At 41.1% G+C, this 15,432-nt stretch carries 13 protein-coding genes; 4 read left to right on the top strand and 9 right to left on the bottom strand.

Translation table 11 applies throughout. The features are described 5' to 3' along the window. The 7 genes from WKF69_RS11125 to WKF69_RS11095 all read right to left on the bottom strand — a co-directional run. The coding region (locus tag WKF69_RS11125; protein WP_340381923.1) for a dihydrodipicolinate synthase family protein at nucleotides 1-414 on the bottom strand (414 nt) is incomplete at its 3' end. Between the two features lie 6 nt (nucleotides 415-420). Further along, on the bottom strand, nucleotides 421-1,152 hold the full coding sequence (locus tag WKF69_RS11120) for a sulfite exporter TauE/SafE family protein (protein ID WP_340381921.1): 732 nt from the start codon (nucleotides 1,150-1,152) through the stop codon (nucleotides 421-423). Then, nucleotides 1,149-1,934: an SDR family oxidoreductase gene (locus WKF69_RS11115; RefSeq protein ID WP_340381919.1), complete on the bottom strand. Its 786-nt coding sequence runs from the start codon at nucleotides 1,932-1,934 to the stop codon at nucleotides 1,149-1,151. The genes WKF69_RS11120 and WKF69_RS11115 overlap by 4 nt, the downstream gene beginning before the upstream one ends. Before the next feature lie 70 nt (nucleotides 1,935-2,004). Beyond that, a complete protein-coding gene (locus WKF69_RS11110) occupies nucleotides 2,005-3,699 on the bottom strand; it encodes a hypothetical protein (RefSeq protein WP_340381917.1) in 1,695 nt (564 codons plus the stop codon). 1 nt (nucleotide 3,700) lies between these two features. Beyond that, complete coding sequence (locus WKF69_RS11105) at nucleotides 3,701-5,341, bottom strand: hypothetical protein (protein ID WP_340381915.1); 1,641 nt, start codon at nucleotides 5,339-5,341, stop codon at nucleotides 3,701-3,703. A 1-nt stretch (nucleotide 5,342) separates the two neighbouring features. Next, nucleotides 5,343-6,968 carry a hypothetical protein gene (locus WKF69_RS11100; RefSeq protein WP_340381913.1) on the bottom strand — a complete coding sequence of 542 codons (1,626 nt, stop codon included), beginning with the start codon at nucleotides 6,966-6,968 and terminating at the stop codon, nucleotides 5,343-5,345. Between the two features lie 72 nt (nucleotides 6,969-7,040). Beyond that, entirely contained in the window at nucleotides 7,041-7,691 is a 651-nt protein-coding gene (locus WKF69_RS11095) for an SGNH/GDSL hydrolase family protein (protein WP_340381911.1), read from the bottom strand. A 259-nt stretch (nucleotides 7,692-7,950) separates the two neighbouring features. Between WKF69_RS11095 and WKF69_RS11090 the strand changes: the two genes are divergently transcribed. After that, nucleotides 7,951-8,886: a GntR family transcriptional regulator gene (locus WKF69_RS11090; protein WP_340381909.1), complete on the top strand. Its 936-nt coding sequence runs from the start codon at nucleotides 7,951-7,953 to the stop codon at nucleotides 8,884-8,886. Between the two features lie 70 nt (nucleotides 8,887-8,956). On the opposite strand, the gene WKF69_RS11085 is transcribed toward WKF69_RS11090, so the two are convergent. Both WKF69_RS11085 and WKF69_RS11080 read right to left on the bottom strand, forming a co-directional pair. Beyond that, nucleotides 8,957-10,588 carry a RagB/SusD family nutrient uptake outer membrane protein gene (locus WKF69_RS11085; protein ID WP_340381907.1) on the bottom strand — a complete coding sequence of 544 codons (1,632 nt, stop codon included), beginning with the start codon at nucleotides 10,586-10,588 and terminating at the stop codon, nucleotides 8,957-8,959. Between the two features lie 16 nt (nucleotides 10,589-10,604). Next, nucleotides 10,605-13,841, bottom strand: a complete 3,237-nt coding sequence (locus WKF69_RS11080) for a TonB-dependent receptor (RefSeq protein ID WP_340381905.1) — start codon at nucleotides 13,839-13,841, stop codon at nucleotides 10,605-10,607. A 352-nt stretch (nucleotides 13,842-14,193) separates the two neighbouring features. Here WKF69_RS11080 and WKF69_RS11075 point away from each other — a divergent pair, with 352 nt between their 5' ends. The 3 genes from WKF69_RS11075 to WKF69_RS11065 all read left to right on the top strand — a co-directional run. After that, nucleotides 14,194-14,490 carry a hypothetical protein gene (locus tag WKF69_RS11075; RefSeq protein ID WP_340381903.1) on the top strand — a complete coding sequence of 99 codons (297 nt, stop codon included), beginning with the start codon at nucleotides 14,194-14,196 and terminating at the stop codon, nucleotides 14,488-14,490. A gap of 250 nt (nucleotides 14,491-14,740) precedes the next feature. Beyond that, nucleotides 14,741-15,067 (top strand): hypothetical protein, encoded by a 327-nt coding sequence (locus WKF69_RS11070; RefSeq protein ID WP_340381901.1) that lies wholly within the window; start codon nucleotides 14,741-14,743, stop codon nucleotides 15,065-15,067. Further along, nucleotides 15,067-15,432: hypothetical protein (locus WKF69_RS11065; protein WP_340381899.1), on the top strand; the 366-nt coding region annotated here is incomplete at its 3' end. The genes WKF69_RS11070 and WKF69_RS11065, both read left to right, overlap by 1 nt.

The following is a 15,432-nucleotide window of genomic DNA, read 5'->3' as shown; positions in this document are numbered from 1 at the left end:
AATAACGGGAATGTTTACAGCTTTATCTATGGCTGTAAAATACTGTTCAATTTCAGATAAACCCGACCGCCAGCGCCCAAAGAACGGAGGCATGCACATAACGGCATCAGCGCCGGCAGCTTCTGCAAATCGAGCCATTTCGACAGCACAATAAGATGAAGGATGATTTATAGTAATGACCACCGGTATACGTTTGTTTACCTTCTTAATCACGAAAGTTGTGAGTTCTTTTCTTTCATCATCCAACATAAGATGACCTTCTGAGGCGTTTGCAAGAGTTACAAGACCATGAACACCGCTGGTAATACAAAATTCGATAAGTTTTTCCTGGCTTATATAGTCAATACTCTCGTCATCATTAAAGCACGTACCCAGGATTGGATAGATTCCCCTAAGGGTATTAGTTGTAGTCATGTTTTTTTAAATGATTAGGTAAACCAAAGAAGCAAATGATGAGCAAATCAAAAAAGCATTAACTGTTCTCTTAAATATAACATCAGACAAAAGCCTGAAAGAAAACATGCCTATTACGTAGCCAAGAATGGAAGGCAAAATAACTTTAACTAACATATTTGTTGTTTCTGAGGATAGGTTAGCCTTTATACTCATTGAAATCACCCCAAAAGTCATGATGAAGAATAAATAAGCTAACATCGTGTTCCTTATTTCCTGCTTATCTGTAAATGCTGCGTTTAAATGCAAGGCTACCAGTGGTCCATTAATTCCGGTAGAAGGCGTTAGAACACCGCTAAAAAAACCTCCTATCCAGCCCATGTATGGGTGAGCGAACAGTGCCTGGGATTTGGTCAGGGATGCTATGGAGGCGAGCAGGATAACTACCAGGGTGATCTTTTTTAGAATTGCGGCGTCAACGTATGTGATAATAGCCATGCCTAAAATCAGACCGGCGGAGGAACTGATAATTAACTTCAGGAGCGTGTTTTTATTAATTGTTTTGAGGTTTTTTCCAGAGAGCATTGCTATCAATGAGGTAACTACCGACATACAAAGGTTTAGGAATACCAGTGTGGTAAAATCTACAGTATTGACAAGAAGTAATGTAGTAGCTATTGCAAAGCCGAAACCAAAAATGCCCTGAACCCAGCCCGCAATCAAAAACGCAACAACAATAATTATCAGCTCTGATGTCATTGAGTCATCTTAGAAGTTAGTGAGAGACCTCCATCTACAGTTAAAGTAGTACCTGTGAGATTGTTATATTCAAAATCACTAAGGCGCAGAACATGTGCCGCAATTTCATCAACCGATACGAGCTTTCGTGTCGGTGTAGATTTTAAATGAAGCTTCAGCAATTCCGGATCTTTTTGCTGATTCTTTTTTGACAACCCACCTTCCACGATGCCCGGAGCAATTTCATTTACCAGGATATCGTATGCTGCCAATTCCAGCGCCATTGTTTTGCAGAGCATACGAATTGATGCTTTTGAAATGCAATAAGCAGAGATTCTGGCGTTAGGCCTTTCGGCGGCCCAGCTACCTATAAACGTAATTCTTCCGGGGAGGCCTTTTGCCCTGATTCTTTTTGATGCCTGAACCGCAAGATGATAGCTTCCCCAGAAATTAACATCTAATTGTTTCTTTACATCATCAGTAGAAAGATCATCCCCTGTCAGGGAGCCGGCAATAACGATTCCTGCATTCGGCACAATTATCTGGGGAAGACCCCATTCTTTCTCCACTGCATCAATCCATGCGGTAATTTCGCTTTCTGATACTACATCAACTTTATGGTAAGAGAGATCGGTGCAGCCTTTTGAACGAAGTTCTTCCACCCTGTGTTTTGCATCATCAAACCCGAATAAATCGCTTATAGCTACTTTTGCACCCTTTTTACCGAAAGCTAATGCGATAGCGCTGCCTATATCACCAAGGCCACCGCTTATCACCACTATTTTATTCTTGTATTTTTCCATTTGGATAAAAAAGGCACTATAAAATACTGCTTATCCTTTGAAAGAGGGAGAAAAAATTAATCTACCCATCCTACTTATTTATTTTTTTTAAATTCTCTTGAAATTTCATCATATATGTGGCGGGATAAACAGTGCTATTTAACCAGTAACCCATTTTATATTTAGTGAAATATGTTGGATACTCGCCATCGTGTTCCTTTTGAACCATTGTAAAAGAATTTGCAATAGACTTCGCTTTTGCAAGGTAAATCTCCTTTTTCGTTACCTTGTATACCTCCCAATAAGTATTCAGCATTATTCCCGTAGCCCGGCCCACTGGCATCCAGTACACATATTGCTCCTGAACGCTGGGGGTGATCCAGTTTTGGCTTAGCGCGCCGGTCCCTTTATTTCCTATTGCTTCTTTACGAGTATGGATATCATCTCCCAGTTCTGTAAGAGCGTCGGGAATGATCAAATCGGGCCTGGGTTTCTCCCAAATTACGAACTGGTCCTCCGCAAAACGTATCAGCTCTTCGGCGAGAATTACATTTTTTGGTTTTCCCTTACTGTTCCGCAGCAGGTATATGGCCATATCACAAGCCTGCTCCCTGCTTAAATTATTATATGCCGGACGTTCATAAATATCCTCAAACTGACCGTGCCAGTCGAAAGTCTTTACCGGATTGTCCATAATCCACTTTAGGGCATTTTCAGTTGCTCCTTTTAATCCGGTAACGCCATAGGTTCTAAGTCTGTCGAAATAATTGATGGTCGAAGTAGGTATAGCAATGTTTGACGCGGTGGGCTTGCCCGAATTTTTGTCTACAAACAAATACCAGCTTCCGTCATTCATCTGCGTTTTAACATATGTTTCACCGATACGCTTTGCAGCTTCCAGATATTTTTTATCTTTTGTAACATCATACAGATTCAGATAGGCATTACCCGCATCGGCCGGGATAATTGTCATAATACTGCTCGTAGTAATCTTGCTGTTGGTCTTTTTGAATACGTCCTCATAACCATAATATGACGGGGGGAAATATTGATACGGACTTCCTTCAGGCATGCTTATACTGATCATAAAGTCAGCAATCGTTCGCGCTAGTTTCAGTGATCTTGACTGTTCTTCGGGCTTTAACTTCCCGTAAGTAAGAGCGCCGATAATTACTGCACTGTAAATTTTTGACGGGTATCTATATTTTGAGTATCCCGGGTCAGGGACTTTATGGGTTAGCCAATACTCGATGTAGTCTTTGTGTAACAGTTTTTCCAAAGCCACCATCGCGCTTTTATCATATGGCAAAACCGGCTGGTGGTAAATACCATTGAATGGGGCTGCCCGGTAATACCGGCCCTCGCCAGCAGATCCAACAGTTTCGCCCCTATCAGAAATGCCGCTTACTTTGATTTGAAAATATCCAACCGGTAGCTCGGCCCATACCGGGCTCAGCGGCGCATATGGATTTTTACTTTCAAATTGCAGCTTAGTTCCGGTGGTCTCTGATGTTAACTCGAATTTATACTTTGCCGCACTTGTCAAAGTTTTATAGTTAAATGCCGGTGCGTAAATAAAATTCTGTGACGCGATATTCCAGAATGGTGTTTTGCCGGGAATTCCGGGACGAATCGGAATACGGGATTCAGCCAAGGCAATCTGTCCAAAAGTTACATCCCCTTTTTTTTGCTGTGCCGATACATCCTCCATGAGCAAAACATACACAAGTGCGGCCAGCATCAGCATGCCCAATCGCTTGAAGGGAGGAAAAATTATTCTGGCCATCTTACTTATTTATTTTCTTTAAATTCTCTTGAAAATTCATCATATATGTGGCGGGATAAACATTGCTATTTAACCAGTAACCCATCTTATACTTAGTAAAAAATGTGGGATAGTCGCCATCGTGTTCCTTTTGAACTACTGTAAAAGCATTAGCAATCGACTTCGCTTTGGCTAGATAAATTTCCTTTTTAGTCACCTTGTAAACTTCCCAATAAGTATTCAGCATTATCCCGGCAGCCCGGCCCACTGGCATCCAATAAACATATTGCTCCTGAACGCTGGGAGATATCCAATTTTTACTCAGCGCGCCGTTGCCATCATTTCCTATTTTCAAATCGGGCCTTGGTTTCTCCCAAATTACGAACTGGTCCTCTGAAAAACGTATCAGTTCTTCGGCCAGGATTATATTCTTTGGCTTTCCTTTACTATTTCGCAGCAGGTAAATGGCCATATCACAAGCTTGTTCCCGGCTTAAATTGTTATACGCCGGGCGTTCATAAATATCCTCAAACTGACCGTGCCAGTCGAAAGTCCTTACCGGATTGTCCATAATCCACTTTAGGGCATTTTCAGTTGCTCCTTTTAATCCGGTAACGCCATAGGTCCTAAGTCTGTCGAAATAATTGATGGTTGAAGTAGGTATAGCAATGTTTGATGCCGTGGGTTTGCCAGAGTCCTTGTCCACAAACAAATACCAGCTTCCGTCTTTCATCTGCGTTTTAACGTATGTTTCTCCAATACGCTTTGCTGCTTCCAGATACTTATTATCTTTTGTGACATCATACAGGTCCAAATACGCATTACCTGCATCAGCCGAAATAATTGTCATAATACTGCTCGTATTAATCTTATTGTTGCTCTTTTTGAATATGGCCTCATAACCGTAATACGAAGGTGGGAAATATTGATACGGATTTCCTTCAGGCATGCTTACACTGATCAAGAAATCGGCAATTGTTCGTGCAAGCGTCAGTGATCTTGGCTGTTCCGCGGGCTTTAACTTCCCGTAAGTAAGAGCACCAATAATTAATGCGCTGTATATTTTTGTTGGATAGCGATAATACTGATAACCCGGGTCAGGGGCTTTATTTGTTAGCCAGTACTCGATGTAGTCTTTGTGTAACAGTTTTTCTAACGCCACCATTGCACTTTTATCATATGGCATAACCGGCTGGTGATATATACCGTTGAATGGGGCTGCCCGGTAATACCGGCCCTCACCTGCAGTTCCAAGAGATTCGCCCTGCGTTGAAATGCCAGTTACTTTAATTGTAAAATACCCAACCGGCAGATCTGCCCAAACCGGGCTCAGCGGTGCATATGGATTTTTACTTTCAAATTGCAGCTTAGTTCCGGTGGTCTCTGATGTTAACTCGAATTTATACTTTGTTGCAGCTGTCAAAGTCTTATAGTTAAATGCGGGGGCATGAATAAAACGCTTAGACGCTATATTCCAGAATGGAGTCTTGCCAGGTTCGCCCGGACGAATAGGAACAGTTGATTCCATCAGGGCTATCGCGCCAAAAGATTTTTTATCAGCCTTGGTGTTGTTCCCAACAGCTTCTCCTATTTTGATAGTTTTACAGGAATAAGCGTTAATCACACACAGCGCCAGCATGTATATAACTATTTTGCTTTTCATATCAGTTTTTAGATTTAATGTTGTTGTTAAGATCCATCAGCACTTTAGCAGGATAAACCGTACTGTTTAACCACAAATTCATAGGGTATTTTGTGAAAAATGTTGGATAATCACCGTTATGTTCTTTTTGAGCGATCGTAAAGGAATTGGCAATTGATTTTGCTTTTTCCAGGTAGATTTCCTTTTTTGTGGCTTTATAGGCCTGCCAATAGGTTTCGACCATAAGGCCGGCTGCCCGCCCAACCGGCATAAAGAATGTGTATTGCTCCTGGACGGAAGGAGTTATCCAGTTTTTTGAATTACCGCCTGGTCTGGGTTGTTGGATTGCAATATCAAGAGGTTTTTCCCAGATAACGAACTGGTCTTCCGAAAACCGAACCAGCTCTTCGGCAAGCTTGATATCTTTATTGTTTTTAAATAGATAAATGGCCATATCACATGCCTGTTCCCGGCTTTGGTTCTTGTAAGGTGCGCGGGCTTCTATATCTTCGAATTGCCCCTGCCAGTTAAATGTCTTAACGGGATTTTGCAAAATCCAATTAAATGCTCTATCTGAAGATTGCTTTAATCCAGAAACGTGATAATCTCTTTGAAGCCTGTCAAAATAATTGATTACCGAAGTTGGTATAGTAATATTCGGCGCGGTGGGCTTCCCGGTTTCGTGATTTACATACTGATACCAGCTGCCATTTTCAAGTTGTGTTTTGAGATAGGTAGCAGATATACGTTTCGCTGCTTCAAGATACTTTTTATCACTTGTGTAGTCAAATAAATCAAGGTAAGCATTTCCCGCATCAACTCCCATGATGGTAAAGTTGTTGAATACGTTCATGTGAGGCTTATTGACTATTCCAAAATTATTTCCATAATAGGTTGGCGGAAAATACTCCCATGGAGTACCTTCTTTAAAACTAATACTTATTAAATAATCGGCAATAATGCGGGCGAGTTCTGTAGAGCGTACCGCATCAGCAGTATTTGGCTTAAGCCGTGCATGTGTGATAGCACCAATGATTAAAGCACTGAATATTTTAGCGGGGAACCTATAATTTACATACTTCGGATGGGGAGCTTTATTTTTAAACCAGTACTCCACATAATCCTTTTTTAAAAGATTATCCAAAGCTATCATTGCGCTTTGGTCATATGACATCGCAGAAGAATGATAAGGACCATTGAACGATGCCGCCCGATAATAACGCCCTTTTCCTGATACACCGAGAATTTCGTTCTTTGAAGATATTCCTGTTACCTCCAAATCAAAATAGCCAACAGGCATGGAAGTCCAAACTTTGCTTAAAGCATCATAGGGAATATTACTTTCGAATACATGTGAACTGGAATCGCTGGCACAAAAAATTTTATACTTGTACTTAGTTGCGCCTGGAATAATTTTATACTCAAACGCAGGCGCGTGAATAAATTGCCTTGCTTGCTCATTCCAGAATGGAGTCTTGCCAGGTATTCCCGGACGAACCGGAATTGAGGATTCCTGCAATGCAATAGCTCCCCATTTTGTCTGGCTTGATTGTGCATCAGCCTCTGTTATTCCAAGACCGGTAGCTACGCAAACGACTAAAATCGTTGATTTATAGTCTTTTATACAATTTTTTAGTGTTATCATCATAATTAATTTGGTTAATACGGGTGAACATCGTGTTGATCGGTACGAATTTTTCTAAAGAACAAGGTATATGAACTAATTTTCTAAAGACATAGCGTTTGCCAGTCCATGGGTAACATAATTGGAAAGCTTTTTATAGCCTTCCATCGAATAATGTACATTGTCTGTTCCTAAACCCAGTTCAGCATGAATTTTAACAGAAGGTTTATAAAGATCAGTAATAGTTACTCCATGCCGCCTGGCCAGTTTTTCAGCAATTCGATTATATTTCTTAGCGTCGGCAAAATGGCGGCCCGGTTCGTTTCTTGGAACGTATGAGGTATTGACAAAAATGAGTTTAGCTCCAGTTTTTTCAAGTTCTGCGATCAGTTTCTCCATATTTGCCTTATATTCTTCAGGAGGTGTTGTCAGTTTGCCTTTATTCTTGTCGAGAACCCCAGTACCGGTAAGCGCCGGAAGCCTGTATGCAATATCCCATAATCCCCAGTTAAATTGGATCACATCCCAATGTTCTTCCCCCAGCCAGTTTTTAATTCTATTAGTTCCATTTGTGGATGATTGTGCATTCCCGGCATTATGATATAAGACACCCTTATCTTTTAAAGCTTCTTTAACGAAAGGGAAATATCCAATGGAAATAGAATCTCCTATGATGAGAACTTTCGGTTTCTCAGGTTGAAAAAAAATACTTAAAAAGGATAACCAAGTCAGTATATACACGTTCATATATTTCAATTTTATAAATGCCTGGATTAATGCCTGAAGCGCTTATGCAAAAACAAATAGATCATAAATCCTGGTATTGATAATAGCGGTTTATCAATTATTTTTACATTTGCATCAGCGCAAAAGTTATTTACAATAATACAGGTTTGTTTTTTTATAAACAAAAATACAAATCGTTATTTTTACCTCTTATTCGGACTTTAGTCATGAAATGATTTATGTAATATTATAGTTTATACTTACCATCTTAAAGATGTAGATGAAGGAAGCAGAATATACCAAACTCGTACTGAAAGCAACTAATAAGCTGCTGAATTATATAGAAGACTTCGACGATGTTCCATGCGGGCTTCCAGCAGCTTCCGCCTTGATTAAAGATTTGGATGTTAGCCGAACCACTTTTCAAAAGCTAATTGATATTCTGATCAAAAAGGGAATAGTAAGACAAGACGGCCTTTATAAAATTGTACTCAGAAAGCCGGGCCCGGACGATTACTACAGTGTTGAGTCAATGGGTAACTCGAAAGCTGATTTAGTGGAAAAACAAATTATAAAAAAACTGTCTTCCTATGAGCTAAAGCCTGGTGATCGCTTTTCAGAGTTAGAGATTGCCAATGAGTTAAAAACCAATACCATTATAACCAGGGAAGCTTTGTTTAAAATCGCTCAAAGCGGCATCATCAAGAAACATCCTCGTCAAAAATGGGAGGTTGTTGAATTTTCACCACGACTAATTGAAGAAATTGCGGAAATAAGAAAAATGTACGAACGGCATGCCATTCAAAAAATGCGTATCGAATCTAAAACCTCACCTATCTGGAAAGAACTCACAATACTCGAAAAAAAACATGTTTCGTTGCTAAAAAAAACATCTGTAGATGCGTCAGAAATGAGGGACATCGAAAGAGCGTTCCACACCACCATAATAGATGCCAGCCATAACAGATTCATCAAAAAGTCTTACACTTCGATATTCACATTAATCTTTTTCCACCTTGGACAAATAGAGTACGATCAACAAAAAATAGAAACGGTGTTAAAGCATCATTTAACTATTCTTCAGGCTTTATTAGAACACGATTTTATAAAGGCTCAGGAATCTATGGAAATGCACCTGGATTATGCAAAAAATAGCATGACAAATATCAATACCATCCTTGACAAAAAGAATGAGGAAGTTCATCCCGGCCCTTAGTGTAAATTTCCCTATGTCGTTCTACCCGAGAATAATTATTCAGGATTAGAGAGCTCTATTGCCCTCAGACCTATAGCCCTAATTTCGGATTAAGACTCACCTCGTTCTGCGGTATAGGCCAATATTCATCTACACCTTTACGAAAGGTACGGGTGGTTACATACCAGCGCCTAAACGGATCGACTGGTGCTGTAGTTGTTTTTTTACGGACCGTAGCTTTTGACACCGGATAGGGATGACCGTAGAAATCGCCATTTAGTGCCTGGTCGGCAATTCCCCATCTCAGCAAATCCCAATACCTGATACCTTCCAGGGCGAGTTCAACTCTACGCTCATTTCGAAGTATTGGCCGTAAAAGTGCTGCGTTAGTCGCGGTAATTACTGGCATGTTTACAGTAGCCCTGCGCCGGACTCGGTTGATAGTGGCGTCAAGCAACGCCATATCTATCGCGTCCCCTGTCTCGAGCTTTGCCTCAAGATAACTTAGAAGGACTTCTGCATACCTGATCACTGGCGTATTTCCACCATAACCGGTATTCAGATTTCCCGTAAAGTTTTCTTCAATATATTTTCTCAAACAGTAGCCTGTTTTAGTGTTGAGGTTATTGATTCTATCCGGGTAGGTGGCAACAACCGAGTCCGGGTGAGAAATATATTTTCCCGTTCTGAAAGGCGCTTGATCATAATAAATAGAATATTTTAGCCTTGGATCGCGGTTTTTACCGATATCGCGGTAATCATATCTGGCATCTGTATATGAGAAAGCAGTTCCGTCAGTAAATTCATATGCCTCCATAAGATTGGCTAATGGATCTATAAAAGTAAATCCTCCCATTGCCCGCGGTGATGCATTCTGCATTAGGGGGTTGGGAAGTTGATTAGGAACATATTGTACGCTATAAACATTTTCCGAACTATTTTCGTTTGACTCCAGAAATATCGAAGCATAATTAGGATCAATGATATTATCACCAAAATCAATTATTGTTTTATAGGTAATAGCAGCATCTGCAAAACGTTTCTCGGCAAGCTGAATGCGTCCCAGAAAGGCGAGTGCTCCCTGTTTACTTACCCTACCGGTTTCTTTGGCAGGAATATCTTTGAAGCGGGGCAAATCTGCGACGGCCTGTGTGAGCTCGGCGATCACAAAAGTTGCAATCTCAGCCCGTGGAGCTTTAACTACTTTATTTGCTTCTTCCAGGGCAAGAGTGGCCTTAATTAACGGAACTGACCCAAAATGCTGTAGAAGATAAAAGTACTGACATGCACGGATAAATCGAACTTCGGCGATTAACCTCTTTTTTTTGACAGCATCCATTGGTACCTTAGAGACGTTCTGGAGAAAATCGTTACTACGGGCAATACTGGCATAACTTTGATCCCAATATTGAGATACAAGCGCACTACTCGATGTCAGGGTACCGTTTGACAATTTATGATACACAGTGTTATCGCCCTGGCCATGGTAAGCGTTGTCACTGGCTGTTTCCAGGTATACTAATCCTTCGGTCGACCACCAGTTGCTACTTGATACCGTTGAGCGGTAGACCGCATTGAGGGCAAGCATTGCCTTTTGTTCTGAAGACCAAAATGACTCCTGGTCAAACTCGTCCAACGGAATTTTTTCCAATTCTTTTTTACAGGATATTACCGACAATACTGTCAGCAACAATACTAATGCTGATTTTAATCGCTTTTTCATAAAAACTTATAAATAATTAAAAAGTAACGTTGAGGCCAATTGTGTAAGTTGAAAGCAAGGGATAAAATTCCGTTAGTGAATTGGTATTAATTTCCGGGTCCCAACCTTTTTTATAACTACTGAACGTATGAAGGTTTTCCCCGCTGACGTATAGCCGGGCATTCGAAATATTTACCTTGCTTAAAACCGACGCGGGTAATTTATATCCTAGCTGAAGGTTTTTGATCCTTAGATAGGATGCGTTAAGTGTCCAAAAAGAGGATAAGGTGGTGTTCGGAACACCTGAATTAGGGGTAGTTTGGAACCTCGGGTAAATTGCATTCCGGTCAGGATTTGACGGTGTCCAACGACCCTCGTATTGAAAACGCTGAACATTTCCTCTGGTATTATAGAAAGCCCAGGCAGCATAACCCTGTAAACGCCCTGTTACACCAGCAACTCCCTGGAACAGGACGTTCAAATCAAAACCGCCGTAACCGCCGCCTAAATTCAGTCCATAACTGTATTTAGGGATTTGGCTTCCAAGTATAATTCTATCGTAAGTAGCGTCTACTTTTCCGTCCGGCATTCCGTTGGGGCCACTAATGTCCTTATAACGAATATCCCCGGGAACCGCTCCGGGATTAACTGCTTTCTGATCATTAAGCTTCTGATATTCGACCACATCATTTGCGTCGGTGTACAATCCGTCGGCCACATAGCCATAATAAATTCCGAAACTCCCATTTGACGCAGGATATCCAAGAAATAAACTGCTGCCATTGCCAACGAGGCCGTTAGGCTGAGCAATATTACCGATACCTAAATCAGTAACTTCGTTGTGGACAATAGTAAAATTCCCACTGACCGAGTAGGAGAACTTATTAATGGTATTAGCATGATTGGCGGTAAACTCCCAACCGGTATTTTTAAGTTTGCCGATATTACGAGGTGCAAGATTTAATCCCAAAACGGATGATACACTGCTTGTTGGAGCATATAAGATATCATAGGTTAAGCGGTCAAAATACGTTGCGGATAAATTAATCTTATTTTTCAAAAGCCCAGCCTCCATACCAACATCCGTTGTGCGGGTCGTTTCCCAATGCAAGTTATCATCTACCAATCGGGTACTTGCTGCCCCCTGAGCAACAGAGCCGCCGAATGAATATGAAAGCGCATCGGATGTAACAAGTGTTCGCTGATATGGGTAATTCGATATATTCTGGTTACCCAGCTTTCCCCATGACGCCTTCAATTTCAACTCACTTATCCATGGAATGTTATCTTTTACAAAACGCTCTTCTCCAATTCTCCATCCTGCGGCAACAGATGGAAACAACGCCGTCTTTCTTGATTCGGGAAAGCGGGAGGAAGCGTCTCTTCTTACAACACCTTCTAAGAGATATTTTCCGGAATAATTATAATTGGCTCGTAAAAACTGCGACTCCAATGCATACTCGGCGGCGGTTCCATCAGATTGTTGATTGCTCAGTGATCCAATGGCAATGACGGTAAGGTCATTTCCTGGCAAATTATCTCTGAATGCTACCAAATCTTCTGATCTGTAGCTTTCAAATGAATACCCCCCCAGAACACTGAAATTATTCTTCCCTAACTGTTTAGTGTACTCTGCCAATCCCTGGAATGTGTAATACCCATTCATGTTCGCCCGGTCACGTTTAAAGTTTGGTCCCAATAGTTGTGAAGCATTTATTCTTTGGGTTGACCTGAATGTCGATTCCCTGCCGTTATTTTGCACATAGGAAGTTAGCGCCGAAAGTTTTAAGTCATTGATAATCTGATAATCTAATCTCAGGCTCCCATTTAAGTTCACATTTTTTTGCAGGTAAAAAGACTCACTTGCCAAGTTGGATATCGTAGTACCAAAGCCCAGACCGCGATCAAAATCACCATTCGGCAGCCTGCCGTTGTAAATTGGAGGAGTACGTGCTGCCTGGCCGATTATACCCAGCAAGTCTCCGGAAAATCCGGCAGCACCTGCGGGAGCCATAGGCTCATTTACTTTCGAGGTAATGGCCGCTAAACGGGTCGTCAGAGTAAATTTTTCGTCCAACGCAGTAGTCATATTTAAACGAACATTATACCTCGAATAATCGTTGTTTACAACTATTCCATCCTGAAACAAATATCCTAATGATAAATTGTATTTATTTGCCTCCGATCCGCCATTAATGCTCAGGTTATGACCTGTTTGAGCGCCATCTTTTGAAAGTGCCGCTTCAAGAAAATTTGTGTTTGGAAAGTTTGGATCGGTTCCGTCTTTAAATTTTTGAATATCTGAATCTGAATACACCACACTATTATTCGCTTCATTTGTAGCAATTGCATACTCCCACGAATTTATATACTCAGGCAATGCCGTGGGCTTTTGCAATCCAAAGTAAGAGGCATAATTCAGCTTAGGCTTACTTATCTTACCGGTTTTGGTAGTAACTATGATTACTCCATTGGCAGCCCTCGAACCGTAAATTGCGGCAGACGAGGCATCTTTCAACACCGATATGGACTCCACGTCATTCGGGTCTATATCGTTAAAGTTATCTACCGGTGTTCCATCTACTATTACAAGTGCGCTTGGAGATGCTCCAAATGAGCCAACTCCCCGCACACTGATGGTTCCGCTTGATACACCCGGGCTTCCGTTTCGCTGAGTGATTGTCACACCAGCTAATTGCCCTGTCAATGCGTTTTTAAGCTGACTTACGGGCCGATCGCGAAGTGTTTCTCCAGCTACCTGAGCAACAGACCCAATAAGCTTTTCACGGGTTTGGGTTCCATAGCCTATTACAACTATTTCGTCCAGATTTCTTGAATCCTCGAGCATCATGATGTTAATCGAAGGACTACCCTTTGCATTAACCTCTTGTGTTACATATCCAACAAATGACAAAATCAATGTCGCATCGGCCACTGCATTCAACGAAAATTCTCCGTTGGCATCAGTTACGGTTCCCATACGGTTGTTATTTTTGATCTTTACAGAAACGCCCGGTAGAGGCCCGCGCAGGTCTCTAACTACGCCTTTAACAACCATGGTGTCTGCCTGCGAATAACCAACAAAATTCTTGGTTAACCCAGAAGCGGACGCATATTTGAAAGGGTATAATGTGGTCAGGCTACATAAAAAAAATAAAAAAGCCGCGCTAACCGAAACCATATTCAAGGCTACTGGACAGGAGTCCTTGAGAAATCTAAATGATTTGGCCGGCAATGAACTGACCAAACAACTCATTTGGTATATTTTTTTCATATACATTGGGTTAAATTGACAAAATGTGCACAGGTGAGATTTTGGATTGAAACATCGGAGTAACGAATATCATTTGTATGCTTTTTTATTTACAATTGTAAATAATTGTTTTACTATTTACAATAATACATAATAATTTAACATTTTCTTATTGTTCTGTATTATTCCTTTTTATTGAGGTTATTTATTTTCTTTAGTTACTATTCGCTACTTTCCTCAACGTATACAGAGAAGAGGAAAGTAATGTTGTGGAGCGGAATATTAACTAAAACTGGCCAGATGCATCCCTGTTATTTCATTATACAGAAAAAATAATAAGCCTTCGAAAGAGGCCCTGAATGATGTTGACATAATGAACCAGGTTTGCTACGGCCTTGACCTCCGCAACTACGATGTGGAGCAATTGAGAAAAAAGAAGCAGATAAACATCCAGTGGACCATGGAATTATATAAGGCACATCCGCACAAAGAAAAATTCTTCGACTCCAAGCTGAGCAACCAGATGAATAGCATCGAGGTACAGATCGGCTCCGGCCTTTTCCGCCAGCAGATCATAGGCGGTAAATCAGAAGCGAAAATTCGCGCAAGCTGGGAACCAGGCTTGTCTCAGTATAAAGAAATGAGGAAGAAGTATTTGCTTTATAATTAGGAGATGTGGATTTGACTCGCAATCTCCTTATTTTTTATCCCAGTGTTGTCATTCCCATTTGGTTCCCCCCTTGGTCTTCCGCAGGGCTTTATCCTTATTTTACCGGACTGGAGTCTTGATTTTTTTAGTCAGATTTAAGTGTCCGGAAGAATACTTAAACCATAAAAGAACAATACCTTTGAATGAGTGGATTTTATACTTCCCTAAAAATATTCTTAATTAAACCTTTAAATAAAAAACAAACAGCAAAATGAAAAAAACACTTATTGCCATCATGGTTGCAGTATCGGGCGCCATTGCACTACAGTCCTGCGGGGAAACCGAAAAAACTGATGTTGTTGAAACAGGCACCTACCAGGGGATAAACGAGAAAGTTAATCTAGGAGAAAAAGAGATCTATGTAAGGACTCCCGATAATAAACTACTCGAACTCTATTTTGTCGACAGCACCAAGCTTACTAAGAACGGGGAAAGCGTTCCATTTGATTCACTTAAAAAAGACGCGAAAGTTGAGGTTCAGGTGGAGAAACAAGGGAATAAACTTGTTCCTGTTGCGGTAACCATTCTGGAAAATTAATGGAAGGAATTCCTTCAATATGGAGAACAGAGCTGTGGCATCCTATGGCAGCTCATTTCCCTATTGTAACCCTGCTGCTTTCCACTGCTGCGGGGTTACTTTTGATCCCTCTCAGGCGCAGCCAACACGCCGGCTTCCTGAAAAAGATGATGATGGTTATGCTCGTTATCGGAATTATTACTGGTTGGATAGGGATCTATACCGGTCGCTTAGCCTACAACATTGAGGTTAGAAAGCTGTGCGATCCGACAGTCTTGCAGGAACATGAGCAATGGGGGTTTATAACAATGTATGTATATTCTGCTGCATTGCTATTTCAGCTATTTAAAAGATGGGAAATAAAATCCAGGGAAACGCTAAGGGAG

Origin of the sequence: Daejeonella sp., from assembly GCF_037719425.1 — a bacterium.
Lineage (GTDB): Bacteria > Bacteroidota > Bacteroidia > Sphingobacteriales > Sphingobacteriaceae > Daejeonella.
Note: the sequence above shows the minus strand (reverse complement) of the source record. Positions and strands in the feature narration are given on the sequence as shown.